This window comes from Enterobacter sp. D2, from assembly GCF_034427575.1.
In the GTDB taxonomy this organism is placed as follows: domain Bacteria; phylum Pseudomonadota; class Gammaproteobacteria; order Enterobacterales; family Enterobacteriaceae; genus Enterobacter; species Enterobacter cloacae_M.
The window spans coordinates 49,897-69,730 of record NZ_JAXQPP010000010.1; the positions used below are offsets into that span (position 1 = coordinate 49,897).

The 19,834-nt window shown below is 46.8% G+C and carries 13 protein-coding genes and 3 pseudogenes; 5 read left to right on the forward strand and 11 right to left on the reverse strand.

Features of this window, described 5'->3' with window-relative positions:
* Positions 1-65: 65 nt before the first annotated feature.
* Positions 66-323, forward strand: a pseudogene (locus tag SPG90_RS21840) (resolvase); the annotation flags it as partial.
* A gap of 32 nt (positions 324-355) precedes the next feature.
* Here SPG90_RS21840 and SPG90_RS21845 read toward each other — a convergent pair.
* Positions 356-559 carry a DUF6500 family protein gene (locus tag SPG90_RS21845; RefSeq protein ID WP_322408386.1) on the reverse strand — a complete coding sequence of 68 codons (204 nt, stop codon included), beginning with the start codon at positions 557-559 and terminating at the stop codon, positions 356-358.
* A 263-nt stretch (positions 560-822) separates the two neighbouring features.
* On the opposite strand from SPG90_RS21845, the gene SPG90_RS21850 reads away from it, so the two are divergent.
* Complete coding sequence (locus tag SPG90_RS21850) at positions 823-1,092, forward strand: hypothetical protein (protein WP_322408387.1); 270 nt, start codon at positions 823-825, stop codon at positions 1,090-1,092.
* A 684-nt stretch (positions 1,093-1,776) separates the two neighbouring features.
* Here SPG90_RS21850 and SPG90_RS21855 read toward each other — a convergent pair.
* The 5 genes from SPG90_RS21855 to SPG90_RS21875 form a co-directional block, all read right to left on the reverse strand.
* A complete protein-coding gene (locus tag SPG90_RS21855) occupies positions 1,777-2,766 on the reverse strand; it encodes a tyrosine-type recombinase/integrase (protein WP_322408388.1) in 990 nt (329 codons plus the stop codon).
* Between the two features lie 785 nt (positions 2,767-3,551).
* Positions 3,552-4,136 carry a hypothetical protein gene (locus SPG90_RS21860; protein ID WP_322408389.1) on the reverse strand — a complete coding sequence of 195 codons (585 nt, stop codon included), beginning with the start codon at positions 4,134-4,136 and terminating at the stop codon, positions 3,552-3,554.
* Positions 4,133-6,544 carry a fimbrial biogenesis usher protein gene (locus tag SPG90_RS21865; RefSeq protein WP_322408390.1) on the reverse strand — a complete coding sequence of 804 codons (2,412 nt, stop codon included), beginning with the start codon at positions 6,542-6,544 and terminating at the stop codon, positions 4,133-4,135. The genes SPG90_RS21860 and SPG90_RS21865 overlap by 4 nt, the downstream gene beginning before the upstream one ends.
* A 17-nt stretch (positions 6,545-6,561) precedes the next feature.
* On the reverse strand, positions 6,562-7,260 hold the full coding sequence (locus tag SPG90_RS21870; RefSeq protein ID WP_322408391.1) for a fimbria/pilus chaperone family protein: 699 nt from the start codon (positions 7,258-7,260) through the stop codon (positions 6,562-6,564).
* Between the two features lie 106 nt (positions 7,261-7,366).
* Positions 7,367-8,065 (reverse strand): DUF1120 domain-containing protein, encoded by a 699-nt coding sequence (locus SPG90_RS21875; RefSeq protein ID WP_322408392.1) that lies wholly within the window; start codon positions 8,063-8,065, stop codon positions 7,367-7,369.
* Positions 8,066-8,342: 277 nt separating this feature from the next.
* Here SPG90_RS21875 and SPG90_RS21880 point away from each other — a divergent pair.
* Positions 8,343-9,527, forward strand: a pseudogene (locus tag SPG90_RS21880) (IS3 family transposase); the annotation flags it as partial.
* A 172-nt stretch (positions 9,528-9,699) separates the two neighbouring features.
* Here the strand turns inward: SPG90_RS21880 and SPG90_RS21885 are convergent.
* From SPG90_RS21885 to SPG90_RS21895, 3 genes and pseudogenes are all read right to left on the reverse strand, one after another.
* On the reverse strand, positions 9,700-9,936 hold the full coding sequence (locus tag SPG90_RS21885) for a DUF6500 family protein (protein WP_322408399.1): 237 nt from the start codon (positions 9,934-9,936) through the stop codon (positions 9,700-9,702).
* A 511-nt stretch (positions 9,937-10,447) separates the two neighbouring features.
* A pseudogene (locus tag SPG90_RS21890) lies at positions 10,448-11,390 on the reverse strand (Rpn family recombination-promoting nuclease/putative transposase).
* A gap of 372 nt (positions 11,391-11,762) precedes the next feature.
* Positions 11,763-12,407 carry a helix-turn-helix domain-containing protein gene (locus SPG90_RS21895; RefSeq protein WP_322408393.1) on the reverse strand — a complete coding sequence of 215 codons (645 nt, stop codon included), beginning with the start codon at positions 12,405-12,407 and terminating at the stop codon, positions 11,763-11,765.
* 387 nt (positions 12,408-12,794) lie between these two features.
* Between SPG90_RS21895 and SPG90_RS21900 the strand changes: the two genes are divergently transcribed.
* Positions 12,795-16,529: an inverse autotransporter beta domain-containing protein gene (locus SPG90_RS21900; protein WP_322408394.1), complete on the forward strand. Its 3,735-nt coding sequence runs from the start codon at positions 12,795-12,797 to the stop codon at positions 16,527-16,529.
* A gap of 127 nt (positions 16,530-16,656) precedes the next feature.
* Positions 16,657-17,277: a hypothetical protein gene (locus tag SPG90_RS21905; RefSeq protein WP_322408395.1), complete on the forward strand. Its 621-nt coding sequence runs from the start codon at positions 16,657-16,659 to the stop codon at positions 17,275-17,277.
* A 343-nt stretch (positions 17,278-17,620) separates the two neighbouring features.
* Here the strand turns inward: SPG90_RS21905 and SPG90_RS21910 are convergent, their stop codons facing one another.
* Complete coding sequence (locus SPG90_RS21910) at positions 17,621-18,367, reverse strand: molecular chaperone (RefSeq protein ID WP_322408396.1); 747 nt, start codon at positions 18,365-18,367, stop codon at positions 17,621-17,623.
* 208 nt (positions 18,368-18,575) lie between these two features.
* A partial coding sequence (locus SPG90_RS21915; RefSeq protein WP_322408397.1) for a fimbrial protein occupies positions 18,576-19,834 on the reverse strand: 1,259 nt, incomplete at its 5' end.

Below are 19,834 nucleotides of genomic sequence, written 5' to 3' on the forward strand. Positions count from 1 at the left end.
CAGCCGATATGGCCGCTGTGGCCATATCCCCTTTGCACTTTCATAAAGTTGCGAATGTCTCCGGTACCCACGCAGTGATAACCGCCATCAATAACATGCCGATCGAGCTGATGGCCTCAGTGTTACAGAAGGAGTGGCTTAGCCGCCGTCAGCGGCAAAAACAAGGAATTGAAAAGTGCGCATACGCACGTGGTAAACAGGCCGGCCAGGGGAGACATAATAAAGATCTGAACTACCTGCAGATAAAAAAGCCGGGTATCCCGGAAACAGTGGATGCCAATGGCTATAGCCCCTCACAGATATGCAGATTTCAGGCTCTGCACCTGGCGAGTCAAGCAGAAGCAATGTGCCAGGTCTATACGAGAGATATGATTTTTCTGGCTTTCTCAAAGTGGTCCAGTTTCATTTCCATAATCCACCAAAGGGATATTTTCATGGGGCATTCCGGTGCATCATTCTTGTTGGCAAAAAAAGCATAAAATGACACACCAACATCATCCCCTTCAGACGCAATACTGGCTTCACATACCTTAATCTTCGCTCGACTACAGGCTCTCATTATCTTTCCCTGATGGTTGCTGAGGGCTCACGCTATCACACACAGGCAAGCGAGCAGGAGAGAAATCCCTGATGATATAGTCTTGGCAGTATCGTAATCCTCAGTGCACAGTATGCTTTGATGGCCGTATTAATCTATTTTCCTGAGATACATTTATAACATTTTATTCATGTCAGAATTACGGTGAGGAGGGAAGACTTACTTCCCGGTTATTTTACAATCTAATATCAGAGTGATATGTTATGTTCAAAAGAAAAGTTGTAGTGTTACTCGTTACCTGTTTATGTTCATACAGCGCTATCTCTTCATCAGATCAAAGCTGGAAAGATTATTTCGATGAGGTGGAACAGCGGTGTCTGTCTTCTTCAGAAATAAAAAAAGAGCATATCTCCGAACCCATACTTTTTCCTGATGAGGCTGGCGTGACCGGTTTACTGCTCGAAGGTGAGGCTAAGGAGAGCAAAAATAACATCAGACTTCTTTGTCTTCACAATAAAATCAACAACAAAATATACTTAAGTGAAGTACAGTAACGTAGCGATCCAGGAAAAATGCTAAGTCCGTCATTATGAAGCAGTGTAACCGGCCGCGACGCGGCTCCAAACCACCCCGGTTAAGAAGGGAAGCAGCCGGTTGATTATAACAATAACTGTTTTTTTTGTTTTTTGCTATATCCGGTTTCTGCCGATGTGGAGAGTGTGTATTTAAAGCTAATTTATAAGCGATTCGAGTAGCAGTTATGACTTTCCAAAACATGGTTCTGAACTTTAAAGTTTGTAAAATTCTTATGATATGACCGTGGCCTTTATGTAAGGCTTTGGTTTATTTAAGATCTGGCTGCAGACAATAAGTGAGCAGGATTAACGTCTGTGGTCTGTATTTAAATAGCCTCGCATCCAGAATCCCTTGCGGGCGTAAATGGCTCTTATATCCCAGTGCACAGGTGATAGCGGCTCAGCCCCAAGACGGTCAGGCCGGTATTTCGGACTCTTACTGTCTCCTGCAGTGTCATTCAGTCAGTGAACCTGCCTGAGAGGAAAACATGCTGGCATCCAGCGGGCATCTGCTGACTGCTATCACGATCCGCAATCCGTTTCAGGCATTAAGTCTGCGGCAGGCCATCAGCAGTAACAGGTCTTGCCATGAGCAACAACCTGATAATTAAAATCTTAACATCATATTAAGATATTAATCATCATATACTCATCAGCCAGTTTTCACGGCAGCATCAGCCTGTCACGGGCGGATTTAAGACGGTTTTCACCCCGGCGGTCGTACTGCTGGGTGGTGGTGACGCTGGCGTGACCCATTGCATCCTTCACCGTGATGAGATCCTCGCCGTTATCCAGCATGGCGGTGGCAAAGGTTCGACGCAGGTCGTGCGGCGCGCATTTCGCTATCCCGGCCTGGCGCTGGCGGACCTGCAGGACATGGTACACCGCCTGATCGGTGAGACGGGCGTTGGTCAGGGTGTCAAAGCGGCGGATGCGGGTGAACAGCGGCCCGTCTTTTTCTCCCCGAACTTCATCAACCCACTTCTGCAGCCGCTGCCAGGTGCCGGCCGGCATATAGGCCAGCCGCTCCTTGTTGCCCTTGCCCAGCACCCGGAGTGCCCGCTCATCTGTGACAACGTCACGTAAATCCAGCCCCACGGCCTCCGACCGTCTCAGGCCGCAGCCGAGAATGACGGCCAGCATCGCCGCATCGCGGATGCCGATACTGGAATCATCGGCCTCACAGGCACCGAACAGCGCGCGGATCTCCCTCTGTGGCAGGGCCCTGCCGCGCGGGAGACGGCTGCCGCGCAGGTTACGCACCGCCCGGATGTGCTGAAAACTCTCGACATCCATGAGCTTCAGCATCCAGGCTTCCTTCGCCACACCCTTCAGCGCCGAAAGGTAGGTGTTGACCGTGGCCGTGGCCCGGCCGGTGTCGCGCAGCAGTTCGGTCACGGCCATCACGTGATGGCGCCGCAGGCTGCCCCAGCAGCAGGACTCCAGGGACGCGGCGCCGAGCATGCCGGCGACGATGTCCAGGAACGAGGCCATGGTCTGCCGGCTGCGGGGGGAGTTGAGGGAAAGCAGATAGGCCCGGGCGGGACTGACCGGAGCGTTCTCACCGGACAGCGCCGGCAGCCATTCATCACCGGGTGGAATGACCACTGCGGGCAGACTCAGCTCCGGTTCATCGTCGGGCATCAGGACCATGTCGGGCTCCGTCCGGGCCGGAAAGCGACCGGCGCGCTGCGTGAAAAATCGGGGTAAATGGTATTGTCAAAGCGTACCGCAGAGAGTCTACTTTTTCAAAGATACATTTTAATAAGTTAAAAGATCTAGTAAAATCTTTCAAAGACTTAAAATTTACAATAATGAATTTCTTTTAGAATGGAGTTGGAATTCTTATCATGCTAAATGAGAAAAATTTATTTTTTAAAAAGCTTAAATGGAAGAAATGATCAGGGCAGAGTGGCGTATTAACATAAAGGATTTTAAACATCCAAACTCAATATCTTGCTTGTTCAGTACGCTGGAATATTCATGCATGAATTTGAAAGCCAGAACGGCAAACTAGCGGAAAGGGTCAGGGTATTACTGAGCGATAAAACAACTTTATTGTTGGTTGCGCACTGCCAAACAAAATGGTCAGACTAGTTTAGTTTCTTACGATGCGATAAAGGAAGTTTGCATCGTAAGTTTCTATAAAAATAAATTTTAAAATAATGGCTTATCTGGTTTTTTGAATACTGATCATTGAGTATAAAAACGGCAAAAAGTGCTGTTGAAGAACCTGTATGCCTGAATGACTCATCTTAAGCCGTATAATTTTATTAGGAACATCAGTTGCGGAAATGATCGTGTCGCGATTTTTATGCCGAATAAATTTAAGCAAGCGAATGACATTCGTCGAAAATAATTTTTGCAAAAAAGGAATGTCCTTATATTTTGATGTCCAAACTTTCCCCCTGAGACAGGAGGGGGAAACACCCTAACTATTATAAGTCAAGTATCTGCCATTCGATACTTGATATTAGCGAAGACTGGTCTGAATTACGACGCCACGCATCCTTATAAAGAAACGGAGACAACGTTACCACGAAACTCATCTGTTGCCCCTGAGGAACGATATTATTTTCCACAGCTATAACACCTTCATTATTATAAAGTTCAACAGAGTTGTCTTTCTCTTTTAGTGGAAAGAATCCCATGCTGTCATCTGTCTTACCTGTTTGATAAGGCTGGCCATCAACAATTATGTTGCCAACTTTCAGATAAATGAGACCTAAATTACCAAACAAAAATGCCCCTGTTGCGTCTGTATTTCCCCGTACAAACACCGCCATTTTCTGTTTCTTAGGGCAATAAACATTTACCATAAATTCCTTTTCCGACATCACATTCATATTATTTTTTGTTTCGACCACATCCTCCTGCCCGAAGACACCATAATCAATAGTAGATTGTGAGAGTGTAAGTTGGCAATTGTTCTCTTCTGCCATCGCAGTAGATACACTGAATGCCAAAATAAAAAGAGTCGTAACACCGGTGATCCATAATCGACTGAGGTGTTTTTTGTTCACTTGCATAGTCCTTCTGCTTCTTCGTAAAATGCGTTTTCATCTATATTATCATTCAACGAATAATTGATTTGACACAAGCGCTGACCATTTTCATCAATGATGTACAGCAATGGCTTGTGATCTGCATTAGTTAGAAAAACATTTCCGCCATCAACACTTGTGGATATGTAGTTACCCTGGGTATCTACCACAGCGAGACCTTTCTGCAGCAAAGAACCATCACTGCGTTTGACATTCAGCATGACGCGTCTGTTTTTGAGTACTTTAAAGTTAACTTCGCTCACCGAAGCATGAGCGACAGCCATATTTTTGATCCCGTTTGCAAGCGTCATGTTTTGTGGCAACTTATTTGCATCAACTTGAATTCTTGAGTTGCGCCATTCATTCATCGCAGGGATAACGGCCTGGCCGCGAAAATCCGTCCACACGCTACCTTGTGGTGTACTGATTTCAACTCCACTTTTGGGTTCGCTTAAACGTACAATACCAAAAGCATTTCTGATAGCATAAGGTGATAATGTGATCCCACCGCTGTGCATTGCGATGCCGCCAGAAAGCGCACCGTTATAGTTACTCATTCCGTTACTGTTACTCCCAGCACCTATACTTAGATGTGCATAATGAAGGTTGGCGTTCAGACCGCCATTAATACTGTCAGTGCGACTTCCTTTATCGTGATCAGCGTTGAGGATGTAATTCAGATCCTGAGACAATGAGCCGAAATTTTGTACGCCATAACTGGTGTGAGGTCCCTGATTTCGCATATACGTTCCTATATTTTGCGTTCTACCCAGTGGAATATTCATATTGACGTATAGGAGGTCATCGTTACGATAATTTTTGTTATCACTTATAGTCCGTTGCCAATTAGCGGAAATAGAAGTCTGACCAAATGGCCTTCCCCATGAAATAAGCATATTCCGAGAATTTCCACTATCACCGCTCCCCTGATTATATCCATATCCCACGGATAAACTCCCTACCAACGATGAGGACCAGTTTAACGTTGTATTATATACATTATTATATCCTCGGTACTTAATATTAAGCGCATCTGTCAGTTCCCGGAATTCACCATCGAAACGGCTTGTACTGAAAGATAAGCCAATATTATCGGCCAGAGATATACTGGTTTGAATTCCTTCCTTTGTACCCCAGATACGTTCATCAAAATCAGATCTACTGCCGGCAAGACTTGCATACAATCGCCAGTCTTGGTTCAGTATGTACTCTGACATTATACCTGTAGCCTGATATTTTCCTGACAGGATGCCAGAGGCAAATAGATTAAATCCAGGTGATAAACTCCAACCATCAGAGACGTTAAAGACAAGGGGATCTCCGTGGTCACTGCGAGTATTTCGTAATTGTCCGGCAGACATCATCAGTCCACGGTCAGGGGCCCCTCCACGGCGATTAACAGCAGAAGCCGGAACGATAAAATGATTAGTTGAACCATCAATTTCAACCACGGTAACGTCCAGGTCTGTATTAGTACGTAACACCGGGATATCATTGAGGGTAAAGGGACCTGCAGGAACCAGGATACTGTATATCAGTTGTCCTGTTTGACGAATTTCTACTCGCGACTGATCAGTTCGGGCAATACCAGATACTTGCACACCGGAACCGTTACTTACTAAAGCTGATGTCGTGGTGATGCCCACTCCCATAATGGGGGCACCACGAAAAAGAACTGACCCACTGTTGATCTGGCCAACCTGAAGAGTTTTCCGTTCTTTAACAAAAACATGTTCTGCGTATGTGTAAAGGCTTTCAGAATTTATTTTGCCGCTGTTGTCAGTAAGTATATAACGGCTTCGTAAAGACCAGTCAACCACGTTTAGCCCACCTTCCAGACTTGCCTGACTGTAATGAAGGCCGCCGCTTCCACTATTACGGGTATTGCTTGAAAAAAGCGAATAGTTCAGGAGTCCTGCTGTTCCTCCGTAACTGAATTTTTTAAGGTTATTTTCTGTACTGACCGCCTCTTCGGGAAGGAACAGTTCAACTGTGTTTTGATTTGGTAATAGCCTTACGGTTGACTTTGGATAATAATTTTGAATGCTATTGCAGGTGTCTTCGGTATTGATACTTAGAGGAAACATGCTTGCAAACTCAATAAAATCATTATCCAAGCATAACTCTCCCTCTTCGCCAAAACGTACAGCAGCCTCCCCCAAGTCACGACCATTGATCTGTACCTGTACAGAGTGTGTCCCGGGCAGAAAACGAGGGGTCTTAGAAAAGTAATCATTGAGCGTTGGGCTTAGTCCTCGTGTTTGAATAATTTCTGAATCAAATTTAATCTCCTGAGCCTGGCTGACATTCGCGAAAATATAATTGAAAGGCAACAACAGAAAAGAACACACATGAAAACAAGAGTGTTTATAATATTTATTTATCACGACCCACTCCTTTTTCATTAATTCAGGACAGCAGTAAAACTAGGCACTGCCACACCGTATCTGCTGGCCGGAAAAAACTCAATTTTACTGTCGCCTGTAACATCCCCCTTGACGACGATGTCCAGAGTTTCCCCCGGAAGAATGTATGTTTTTTTAATTTCCCCCAAGGTTTTTGAAGGCAGAAAAACGACCCCACTTGACAACCTAACAACATATTTACCAGGATTGGTAACCATATATGAATGGCCTTTTTTTGACCATGAAAGGGTTTTCCATGCATCGGTAACAACAGGCAATGTTTCTGGACGAATAAGCATTGGAATATCTTGGCGAATATTCATTCCTATTTTATTTTTATAATCTGTATTTTGAGGCGGAATTCCTTCAAATGTCACACGTTTTAAATGCTCATTTTTCAGAGGTGTACTGGCCTGCATGATAAAACGTAATTGTTGTGTTTGTCCGGGTTCGACACGAACGACAGGCTGTGTGACAATCACCTTCGGGCCTTCATCATCAGGTAAATCGACTACATTTGTATATAGAAGATAGGGATAAGGATCGGTGTTTTTTACATTAATAGTGCCACTGCGCGTTGCCTCGTCGATAACCAATAGGCTGGTTTCGGGCACCATACCGGCTGCATGAAGGTTCAGATTGAAGGAAAGTAATATCGAAGTAATAAATAACTGCAGATATATAATAATGCGCGGCATATAAATACGGACCATAATATTGCATAATATAATGTTAAAATAAACAACGGCCTGTAGCACAATATACAGGCCGACGCATTTAGCTGCTGAGCCAAATGTTTACTGATTAGAGATAAACCAGACTGATAGTTGCCTGTCCGTCAAGATTTGTGTCATCCGTAAGAGCAAGGGTGGTGGTGTCATCAATAACCGCACTTGTTTTCATCGGGAAAGTAGCAGATGTGAATGCTTTCGGGATGTTATTACTGTCACCTAATGTCACCATAGCGTTAGTCGGTAAAACTTGGTAGTCATTAAGTTCTAACTCTAGCGGTGCCCAAGTGCTTCCTGTTGATGCCTCATCATAAATAAGATTCGCAGAAGCGCCATCAGCTAAAACTGTAGCCTTATTAACAAATGGTGCCCAGGCACCAATATTCACGCCTCCTTGAGTTTTACCAAGACCAAAACGAGTAAACTCATCATTGACTGAATCGGCACCTGAAACAGGAGTCAAAAGGATGACGCTATCATTTGCAGATGACTGGCGATCATCTGTTATCGTAATAGCGACTCTCGTTGGAGCTGAACAGTTGATAGTAAGAGTAATATCTTTCTCACCAAGCTGATTCGGGTTCGAAGTATCCAGGTCTCCCACCTTAAAGTTACCGTAATTCACTAATCCACCATTACTCAGAGTTGGTGTACAGGATGAAGTCATCAGTTTACCTTTAACCTGCATGACCGCAGTGCTTGCAAAAGCGGAAGAAACGCACAGTGACAGCGTTGAAGCAAGCAGGAACTTATTGATGGTGCTATTTTTCATAGTAATTACTCTTGTTGGTTAATAATGGCCAAATTTACATTTAGTGGTATTGAGGTTATATTATTAATACCTTCATGCTGAAAAATAAATTTCAGCATGAATAGTAAAAACCCGCAATATAATTTGCAAAAAGATTTCTAATTTATATTTATATTTATATTTATATTTATATTTTGTTAATTACAGAAAGTTACTGCTTTTGAGAATTATATTGCTCACGATGAGTTTTACCTAAATACGCGCCCCCCTGGTCATACGCTCAGGCACAAACAAATGCTTTAGCCCGGAAGAGAGATCTCAGGCCGTCCGGGAGCTATGTAACCGACGTGGAACCGCGCGTAAAGTTGCACAAAGCATAGGCGTCAGCGTTCCGGTCCTGTACAAATGGAAGAAAGACCTTATCAGTGACGAGGCTTATCAATCCATGCGCAAACAAAAGCCAGCTCCTCAGGATAAAAATCAGGATGCTTTGCTCGGTGAAATCCAACGGCTCAGGCAGCAGGTTCATCAGCTGCTGCTCGAACGGGACATACTGACAAAGGCGAATGAACTGATAAAAAAAGACCTGGGCATCAACTTTCAGACCCTGAAAAACAGGGAGAAAACCCAGATAGTTGATGCCCTTAAGAATAAGTATCCCGTCACTGAGTTGCTTGGCGTTCTGCAACTTGCCCGCAGCTGTTATTTTTACCACAAAGCCAGCCAGCGCTTGTGTGATAAATATGCGGAAATACGCTTGATCATGGCTGAGATCTTTGAGGAAAACTACCGTTGCTACGGCTACCGGCGTCTTCACGCGATGCTTCGCGGCAATAACAAAATTATCTCTGAGAAGGTCGTCCGCAGACTGATGGCAGAAGAGCAGCTCGTTGTTAAGCGCACCAGGCGATGACGATACAACTCTTACTGTGGAGAAATCGGCCCGGCACCGGAAAATCTGCTCGCCCGGGATTTTAGTTCCTGCAGGCCAAATGAAAAGTGGCTGACCGATATAACGGAGTTCCAGCTTCCGGCTGGAAAAGTCTATCTGTCGCCAGTTATCGACTGCTTTGATGGCCAGGTTGTGAGCTGGTCGATAGGAACACGCCCGGACGCGACGCTCGTGAATACGATGCTCGATGGCCCACTCGATACGCTCAACGAAAATGACCAACCGGTGATACACAGCGATCGTGGTGGCCATTACCGATGGCCAGGCTGGCTCGATCGTGTCAATACATCCGGACTTATAAGGTCCATGTCGCGCATAGGATGCTCGTCGGATAATGCTGCGTGTGAAGGCTTCTTCGGGCGTATCAAAAACGAAATGTTCTATGGCAGAAACTGGGCGGGTATCACGCTGGAAAAATTTATCAGCTTCCTAGACAAGTACATACGGTGGTATAACGAAAAGCGTATCAAGCTATCATTAGGTGCAATGAGTCCTGCGAAGTACCGGCAGCATCTTGGGATCAAGACATAACAGTCCAGGAAAACATCCGCATCCCCAAAAGTGACATTAGAATATTGCAGTTACATATCAAGTGCGGATAACAAAGATTATGTTAAATTTATTTATTTAAATCAATAAAATCAATAATTTGTTAGCTTTTGATGAGTAACTTATTTGCCAGGACCGGTCTGGTTAAAGAAAATTATAATGGAGCAGCAGAGTCGTGACGCCCCTGGACAAGGGATAGTATTTTTCGGGCTTTTTCGAAGTGGTCCAGTTTCATCTCCATGATCCACCATTGGGCAACTTCCATGAGTAATTCAGGGTCATCGTTCCTGTTGGCAAAAAAAGCATAAAATGACACACCAACATCACTCCCTTTAGATGCAATCTTGGCTTCACATACTTTCACAATCTTCGCCCGAATACTGGCTCTCATCATCATTCCCAGATGGTTTGTGAGGTCAAATGCTATCGCACAGGCAAGCAGGCACTTCGTCTTTACGTAATTTCATAAGTGCACTTCTTGTAAAGCAAAAGCGGTTATCACTTTTATGCGTCTAATTATTATAAGAAAGATTCACCTTGTAACTACCCGGGTTAAAAGCCCAGCCTCCATAATCCTCTCAGCCAGAGCTTACCAGGGCTCGACTGGTTCGATATACACGCTCGTAAGCGCCTCACGGCGCCAGTCAGCGAAAGAGGCATATTCCGTTCAGGAGAGCGCCTTCATGCCGCTTTGCGGCATTATTACCCCCCTCCATAAGCATGTCAGGGGGATTTTCCAGAGAGACATCCATGCGTCAGTCGGTTCGCATATCACATCATTGATGTGAACTTCACTATGAAATAGCGCAGTAAACCATTCTAATAAAATCACGTCGGCCGGGCTCCCTGCCCCGGCCGGATTACGCTGAAGGCCAGACAGGGGGGGGGCGGCGGAAAGAGAATTAATGACGAATCTGCATCAGGTCATCTTCAGTCAGGCCGGTCATTTTCATGACGGTAGTACGGTCGATACCATTCTGCAGCATGGTACGGGCAACTTCCAGCCTGCCTTCATTACGGCCTTTTTCAATACCGCGCTGTTCGCCTAACTGGATACCTTTCTCGATACCTTTCTCTATTCCCTTCTGCTCGAGTTGCTGTGCGATGGTCATAAGTGCGTCTCCGTGTTGCGGCACACGCTGTGCCAGTTCGCGTACAAAGGCTTCTGCGTCGGACGTTTCGCCTGCCTGTACTATGTAGTGTACCAGCGATATGACCTGCGATGAAGAGAGATATCCGGCCAGCAAAATGGGCGCCAGTCGGTCAATCAGCTCAGCCAGGTCCCGCTTGTGAATATGTTTCTGAAGCAGGGTCAGGGCTGCCATACTGCGATGGCCTGCAATTTCATCATCAGGGATAACGGTCACGTCAACCAGCGGAAAAGCACTGCTGTAGAGTTTGCAGGCCAGTAGCGGATCCTCAAACTCATCCAGCCACCGGGTGGAGTAAGGGTAAGGACTTCGCTTACCGGTGTAGAACAGCAACGGTATGACCAGTGGCAACTTTTGATGGCCCGCCTGGAGGTGTCGCTGCATGGCCGCAACTGCATAGCGGATCAGCCGAAAGGCCATGTGTTTATCCGCTGAAGACTGGTGCTCGATGAGCACGTGAATGTAACCATCACCAGCCGTGGTTTTCAGGCTGTAGAGCACGTCGCTGAAATACTGGCGGAGGTCATCTTCAACGAAGGAACCCGATTCCAGCTTCAGCGTGCTGAGATCGCAAATGTTGCGAAGCTCTGCGGGGAGATGCAGCTCCATAAAATCCCGTGCCACATCCGGCTGAGTCAAAAACTGCCATGAATGCGGCATCATGGGGAGTGGGCGTACTTTTTATCGTTTTCATGGGCGGACAGCCTCCGTGCATGATGTCTTTCAATATTAACACGGGTAGTGATCCCTGGAGAACAGCGTCAGTACAAACGTCTGCATGCCAGACCCTGCAACACTCCATGGTACAAACAGCCACTGTTACCCGTTAAGCCATTTTTACATTCCGCCGGGATCCTGTAGCTTCGCCAGCCGCCAGAGTGAGGCAAATCACCGGGAAGGTACAGACGCCGGGCATGTATTATCAGATAATCACGTACTGAATTTACGAAATCCACGAGGCCTGACTGCATACAATTTATGTACCGCAGACCTGGTTAACTACATCTGGATACAACAAAAAGCTGACTGCCCGCCTCGTAAGGCGGAAGCATTTAATCACGTAAGATCAGCCCGGTGCTGACATTTCCGGCATATAGTCATTGCAGCTCACCATCACACCCATAACAAAAAATATGTCACTGTCGCTGTACGATTCGTTTTTTTGGTCTGAAGCGAAATTGCAGAGTATGAATTTTCCGTTTTCATATCCGAGAAATTTCTGGATTTTATATTCTTCAAAATACGATTTAACAACAACAAGATCGCCCGTGCAGGGATGGGATTTAGAATCAATAATCAACAGGTCGCCTTCATTGTAGAACGGTTTTTCTTCAGCGGTGCTAACCTTTAGTCCATACAGCCTGTACGGTATGGTATCGGAGCGAATATAATTACTCCATGCGCCTTCGGCCGTTAAAACAAACTCATTCAGGGTTATAGCACGCAAATCCGTCTCCCCCACGACAGGTAAGGATGTGCTTTTATATCTGACATATTCAGCATCCCCCGCGCTGTCTGAAAGAAAACGAGCCGGTACAACGCCCAGAACCGAGGACAACGATATGGCATCTTCCAGCGAGATAATTTTTAACCCTTCCTCGTACCTTTTTACACGCACTGAACTTGGCCAGCCGCACAATAAGGCAAGCTCATCAGGATTTAAATTCGACCTTTCACGAAGCCTTTTAAGTTCTTTTCCGGCTGTTGTCATATTGTTATAACCTCGCACGATTATTGCACACGGAAATGTACTAAAAATATAAATTAAAGATATTCCTCGTGTCAGTCAAGAAAGCAGATTTCAGAATAATATACATAACACATTAATTCTCACCAATTTGCACACTGAATCGATGCCAGACAGAAACACGGCATGAATGATATCGGTTCATTCATCTGAATGGGTAGTAAGAGAATTATTTAGACCCCATGCAAGAGTAAACTCTCACTCAGGACCTGATGCACAAAATAATATAATTTTAATTAATTTTAAATAAATTAACTTCATCACCGCAGGGGCTTTGACTACTTTTTTGAGGTTCTTACTTATAAAGACGTTAACCAGTGAGTACGTTATTAATCTTAAAATGGTAATCAAATGAATAATCCGAAGCTAGAATCCCGGCGCGGGGTCAAACTGGTAGCCTGGACGAATATCATTGCCCAGATTGCTTTTCCTGTCGCGGCGGCATTTACACCATCATCCGCGGTTGCCCGTTCTCAACAAGAACTCAATCTTAATGACTCTGAACTCGCGGCGCTTGCCGTGAAACCCTATACCCTTCAGGACAACGAAACTGTCCAGACGGTTGCCGATCGATTTTCACTTACGGTCGGGCAGCTCAAAAAGCTCAACCAGCTCAGGACATTCAGCACGCCTTTTGAACATCTTGGCACAGGCGCAGAGATTGATGTCCCTGCCTCCCCGCTGAACGAAAAGACAGCGCCGGCCAGCCCATTCTCTGTTGATAACGACTCACTTCAGCGGGACATTGCTTCAGCCAGTACGCGTACCGCCGGCATCCTCCAGTCCTCTGATATTTCAGGCTCACTTGCCGGGCAGGCTAAAAGCATGGTGGTTGAAAAGGCTAATCAGGAAATCAATAGCTGGCTGAGCGGTGCAGGAACCGCAAAGGCAAAACTGAATATCGACAACAAGGGGCGCATCGATGGCACCGAACTCGATATGCTGATCCCTTTACGCGATACCCCATCATCACTGACTTTCACACAGTTTGGGGCTCGTCATATTAACGATCGCACCATGGCTAATCTCGGTCTGGGCCAGCGCCATTACATCGATAGCGAATGGATGTTTGGTTATAACGCATTCTTTGACTATGATCTCAGACGCGACCACTCCCGCGCCGGTTTCGGCCTTGAGCTGGCGAGAGACTACCTCAAGTTTGGGGCAAACAGCTACTTCCGAACCAGCAACTGGCGTGCCTCCCCGGATGTAACCGATTACGATGAACGCCCGGCAAATGGGTTCGATATCCGGACAGAAGCCTGGCTACCAGCCATGCCACAACTTGGCGCCTCGCTTGCTTATGAACAATACTACGGAGAGGATGTTGGCCTGTTTGGTAAAAACAGCCGCAGCCGTAATCCTGCCGCCCTGACGGCAGGCCTCAGCTACACTCCCTTCCCGTTGCTGACCATCGGTGTTGACCGAAAACAGGGTACCACGGCAGGCGAAGGGGAGACCCGCTTCAGTCTTGGCCTGAACTATGACTTAGGTGGCTCCTGGCTGCGCCAGACGGATCCGGATTCAGTCGGTACAAAACGTACTCTTGCCGGCTCACGCTATGACCTCGTCGATCGAAATAATGAAATTGTGCTTGAGTACCGCAAGCAGGAGCTAATCCGCCTTAAAGCCCCTTCACTCATCAGCGGTCAGTCCGGAGAGACCAAATCCATTACACTCAGCGTACGCGCCAAATACGGTCTTGACACTATCCGCTGGGATGATGCGGCCCTGGTTGCTGCTGGCGGCAGCATTACAGGTAGCGGACAGCAGTACAACGTTGTCCTTCCTCCGTACGCGGTAAACGGTGCTAATACGGTCAGTGTTTACGCGGTTGCCGTAGATAAAAAAGGCAATATCTCGAAGCGCGAAGAAGTCCAGATCTCTGTTCTTTCCGCCGGGATAAGCGCCGCGGAAAGCGTGTTTGACTCAGACGAAGATGTTCTGCCCGCAGATGCAACCAGCACCTCCAGACTGATTCTGAAACTTGAGGACGCAGCCGGTAATCCGATAACAGGGCTGGCCGGGGAAATTGTCCTGAAATTTGATATGCCGGGAAATGAAGGAACGCTGCCTGAATTCACCAGCTTCAGGGAAACGTCGCCGGGTGTGTATGAATCCACCATGACGACCGGGACACGTGCAGGCACCCTTGTCATCACTCCTACGGTTCAGGGCACACCTCTTGCTCCTGTTACCGTTGATATTGTTCAGCCCGCAGCTCCTTCCGCGGTCGATCTCAGACTTTCCGGTCAGCTCAGCGTCGGAAGTACGCTTACGGGTAGCTACCGGTTTGTCCAGTCACAGACTGTAGAAAATGCCAGCCGAAATATTGCAAAAGCAGAAGATGCTTCCCGTTATGCATGGGGTGAGAAGGGCTCAACAGCAGAGCGTGTTTCACTGGGCAAGCGGATTTCAAAATCCGGAGAGATCGATGGCTATGTCGTTACTGCTGCGGATGCCGGAAAGTTTATTGAGCTGTCGCTTCTTCCGGCCAATACCATCAGTCTCACGGGTAAAATCCTCACGGTTGACACCAGCATGAGTAAGGACCAGGGCAACGACGCCAGCGATGGCTCTGACGGGCTGGTTATTGATCCGACGGCCGCACCGTCCGTCTCAGGCCTCAAAATCTCCGGCTCACTGCTCTCCGGCAACGAGCTCAACGGCCAGTACACCTTTGATGCCGGCAAGGGCAACAATATCGATGAGTCCCTCTTCCTCTGGGGCGTCAAGGGCACCACGGCCTCTGCAGTCGAAGGCAGCGGAAAGACGGTCACCACCCCCGGCGCCGTCGAAGTACGCCCCGTCACGACGGCCGATGCCGGCCAGGTGATTGAGCTCTCCGTCATGGCGAAGAACAAGCTCGGCATCAAGGGGAACACCCTCACCGACGACACGCAGACCAACGGCGGTGCGGGCCAGATCGTTGACGGCAACAACGGCCAGGCCGTCGATGCCAACGCCGCACCGTCCGTCTCAGGCCTCAAAATCTCCGGCTCACTGCTCTCCGGCAACGAGCTCAACGGCCAGTACACCTTTGATGCCGGCAAGGGCAACAATATCGATGAGTCCCTCTTCCTCTGGGGCGTCAAGGGCACCACGGCCTCTGCAGTCGAAGGCAGCGGAAAGACGGTCACCACCCCCGGCGCCGTCGAAGTACGCCCCGTCACGACGGCCGATGCCGGCCAGGTGATTGAGCTCTCCGTCATGGCGAAGAACAAGCTCGGCATCAAGGGGAACACCCTCACCGACGACACGCAGACCAACGGCGGTGCGGGCCAGATCGTTGACGGCAACAACGGCCAGGCCATCGATGCTAATGCAATACCGAAAATCAATAATCTGGTTGTCGTTAAAGTCACCGATTTACTTCCGAACTCCACAATCAAGGCAACGTATGACTTTGATGCTGCGAACGGTGACCCGAGAAATACATCGACATTTGCCTGGAGCAATCAAAGCACTCCTGTTGGCTCAACGGCCTCTGCTGCGCTTCAGGGAATTACCGTCGACGCCAGCGGGAAAATTGATGAGCGCCTGCTGACCAATGATGATGTTGGTGAAATTGTTGAAATATCTGTCTCACCGCGTAATGGACGTAACACACGCGGGACGACAGTGACAGCTCAGACCAAACATGAAATTGGTTTGGTCTTAACAGGGTCGTACTTCACCGGCTCACAGAATGGCGGGCAGTTGCCAGGTGTTAATACGTGGATTTGGATAAAAGAAATCGGTGGTTCCTTATTCGCTACAGGCCAGTTTACCTTTACAAGTACAGGCTTCACTTCCACCACAACAAACGGAACGCTTTACGTAAACGCAGATGACAGCGTTGATAAAGTTGTGCTGAACGGCACAGAAATAAATCTTGGTGGCTGTAAAAACGACTGGGCATACAAATACTGTACTGCTACTGTAACAAACCTGAAGACAAACGGACCTAATAGCATAAGTGTTACTGCAACCAATCGTTCTGGACAGGCATCCAGCAACCCAGGAAGTCTCGGTGTTGTAATACAGGATGCGTCTTCCAATCCTATCATAACGACGAACAATCCGTCTGACTGGACATATGAGTGATAACCGTAACCGCTAGCATGTAAATAAAGGGGCCAGTAAACTGGCCCCTCTCATCTTACCGTCTGGTCAGCTTTGACCGGGCTATGTTCGCAACGTTTAAAGTTGCAGTGAACCATAAAGGTGTTCCATGAGTGAGCAAAATAAAAACAGCATCACCTCCTTGTCGGACAGTGAAAAAAAAGAAGAAAGTAACTCTCCCGATATTAAGAAATTAAACTCCTGCGAGTTAATGAAAAAGTACTGTCCCACCGCGATACAACACGCAGAAAGAAAAGGTTCGCTTGATGAATCCACTTTTGATTATTTAATCGCTGAGCTTGCTGAAAACGCGCTGAGCGCGGATGTGACAGGAAAACCGGGACTGAACCTTAATCTTATCTGTATTGAAATCGATGAAATACTCAGTCCGCAGGAATCCATACTGAGACTAAAAAAAGCTGAAATGCACTTCCTGGAATCACTGGAAGCCGTAAAGAAGCTCAGAGGACTGCGACACAGGGAAGAACTCGAGCAGACATCAGACATCATTCGATCCATCAAGCTGGGTATATCAAGATTTAATATTCTGTTTGTTATCCTTTTAATCTGCGGGCTGACATGGGCGGCACTTAATCTGCCCAAGGATGCGCTCGCACTGGTTTCGGCAGCGATAGGTGGTGCAGTTACACACCTTCTTTCGGAACGAAATGCGGTACTTGCAATGCGAAAAAGCAATGACGGTTCGTGCCGCTGCCATCAGGACGACTAAATCAGTATTTTAAAGGCACTGAAACAATACCGATGTAAGTCTCATACTGGGTACTCATTTTTTTAACGCTAAGTCCCACTTAAAATCACTGATGAACTGCCGGTTAAAGAGGGGCTGGAGAGTGGTGAACCGGTGTTTAACAGCCTGAACTGCTCAAGGAAATGCCCGTCTCTCTTTTTACAGAGACATGTCCGCGCTAGCGTATTACGACAACGATGGCGGCCTTTAAAAGATGAAACTTACTCGGCATCACTCATCGAGTATCTGAACAGGCTTTGCTACAGGGCAACACAGAAGACATATTTTGAACAGGCATGAAAGGATAAAAACGCAGGCCGGATACTTATCCTCTTTCTAATAATATTTCTTGCTCTTCGGAGGCTGAACCATCTTCATTCAACAGTCTGAACCTGACATTGCAAGCACCTGAACCACGGCATGTATTCAGTTCGATACCAGAGAGTGGAGCTATGCTAATATTTTTTGGGAAAACATCGTTATTAGCATTTAAGTAAGGAATGGATACATAATATGGGCTTTCATTCTTAATATTTAGAACGCTATCTCTTAAAAAAAACTTAACATCATTGACATTAAATTTCTTAATACTCTCAGGCCTGAAAATCAACTTTATCCACGAACGTACTGCAATCTGCACTGAGTTTTCAGCCTGCCCCCCCTGAGGAATAGCAGCTACTGAAAGGTAGTAAAGAGATTCGCGATCTGTCGGGGCAGAAGATAAATCGCCTTTTGTGATCCGGATTAACCGCTCGCCATTTCCTTTTATAGAAAACGCCGGAGGTACGACGTTAAAACTCCTGATTTTTCCGGGAACAGTGTTCTTTCCCCTCTCACTTTCATCTGTGACTTTAGATATGATGAGAAAAGGCTTGTCGCCAGTATTTCTTACTTTAACATCAACATTATCCATAGTGCCAGTAAAGTATAAACGTGTGGCACCAATCACAACAGATGCATTTAAATCAGTGCTGATAAATGACAATGACAGTAAAAAAAGCATACGCAAAATCAGGCTCTTACCCTTAAGAAAAAAAATTTCTTTCCTTTTCAGTAAAGAAGTTATGTTCATGGGGACCCTGGGTATTAAGTAACACCGATTAAATTATACAGATTATAAAACACGAACGGCTTAACACAAAGTTTTCAAATCAAGAAACCCTGCAGCGAAACAGTCTGAATCTGGCACGAAAAAGCATGATGCTCTCAAAAGCTCGTCCGGGATATGAAAGCCGTCAGCACGACGGCGCACGGTATATGCCATCTCATTGTTATTCTCCTCAGTCAAACGTCACCGTAATGGCTGCCGTGGCAGTGAAGTTACCAATCGACGGCTTTTTGCCCGTCGTGCTCACCGGAAAAGCCTTCATCGTTACAGTCCCTTCGTTACGCCCTCCTCCTGTGTTTGTCAGACGAAGCGGCAGCGTATCAACGTTAGGGCGTACGGTGCGGTCATTAATGTCCTGGACCACAATACCCACATCAGGGTTGGAGGTGCGGATTGCGGAGTCCATACCGGGGGCTGTGGTGGCTGCCAGGCTGACCTTGACGTTACGGGCAGCAGCAGCATCGTTGCAGGTCACAGGAGCCGTTGTCGTCACCGGCGTGTAGCCGGAAGGCTTCTGCCCAGCTGTTTCAAAGAGACCAGCCCCGATATTGCCGAAATCGACCTGAATGGTCTGTCCCGCGTTGATGGTGCAGGTCTCCGGTACAGTGATGCTTCCCACCAGGGAAATCATCTGGATCGTGGCGATATCCGAGGGTACATCGCCTATATAGTAACGAAAAATATTTGGAAAGTTAATCGCTCTTGGACCGCTAAACGCACGCTCAACTCGTAGTCGGACAGTCCATTTCGTTGGTTGCCTTTCAAATTTTTCTAAGTCAACCGGCCCCCCTGACATAGCTGATTGCAAAATAGCTAAAGTTAATATGTTAAATATACTTTGGACTGTTTCTTTTCCAGCACAAAAAGAATTAAAGGGGGGGGTAGGCAAATACATAGAACCAAAATTGCAATTTGTCCAGCTAAAAGCAATTGAGAAATAATCATCTACCTTGTAATAGGTCCAGGGGCCTTCAGCCCCTGAAAGATGTGCGTTATTGTTAATTTGAACAGATGTATTCACCAGTGAACTTGCTGGACCAGTACATTTTAAACCTACTTTATATCCCTGCGTATCTGTTACGTAATTGAATGTTTTACCAGCGACATTAGTACCTNAACTTGCTGGACCAGTACATTTTAAACCTACTTTATATCCCTGCGTATCTGTTACGTAATTGAATGTTTTACCAGCGACATTAGTACCTGTTGTGATAGCTTGGTTGAGATTCATTTGTACTGGCCGCATATACTTTCCATTGAGAATCTCACAACTTACCTGAGCCTTTGCCTCCTTCGTGAGCCCCAGCACAAGCATCCACGCAGCCGCAAGCGTCAACAGCACGCGTGGATAGGTATATTTCATTATGTTCGTTATCTTCATCATGACTTTCCCGGCAGCAGGGCCGCCATCTTTGCATTCTGTCTCAGCAT

What these genes read in the sequence shown, in the direction of transcription:
- SPG90_RS21845 (WP_322408386.1), bottom strand. Translation starts at nt 559, where the DNA reads ATGAGAGCCTGTAGTCGAGCGAAGATTAAGGTATGTGAAGCCAGTATT.
- SPG90_RS21855 (WP_322408388.1), bottom strand. Translation starts at nt 2,766, where the DNA reads ATGGTCCTGATGCCCGACGATGAACCGGAGCTGAGTCTGCCCGCAGTG.
- SPG90_RS21870 (WP_322408391.1), bottom strand. Translation starts at nt 7,260, where the DNA reads ATGCCGCGCATTATTATATATCTGCAGTTATTTATTACTTCGATATTA.
- SPG90_RS21875 (WP_322408392.1), bottom strand. Translation starts at nt 8,065, where the DNA reads ATGAAAAATAGCACCATCAATAAGTTCCTGCTTGCTTCAACGCTGTCA.
- SPG90_RS21885 (WP_322408399.1), bottom strand. Translation starts at nt 9,936, where the DNA reads ATGAGAGCCAGTATTCGGGCGAAGATTGTGAAAGTATGTGAAGCCAAG.
- SPG90_RS21895 (WP_322408393.1), bottom strand. Translation starts at nt 12,407, where the DNA reads ATGACAACAGCCGGAAAAGAACTTAAAAGGCTTCGTGAAAGGTCGAAT.
- SPG90_RS21900 (WP_322408394.1), top strand. Translation starts at nt 12,795, where the DNA reads ATGAATAATCCGAAGCTAGAATCCCGGCGCGGGGTCAAACTGGTAGCC.
- SPG90_RS21905 (WP_322408395.1), top strand. Translation starts at nt 16,657, where the DNA reads ATGAGTGAGCAAAATAAAAACAGCATCACCTCCTTGTCGGACAGTGAA.
- SPG90_RS21910 (WP_322408396.1), bottom strand. Translation starts at nt 18,367, where the DNA reads ATGAACATAACTTCTTTACTGAAAAGGAAAGAAATTTTTTTTCTTAAG.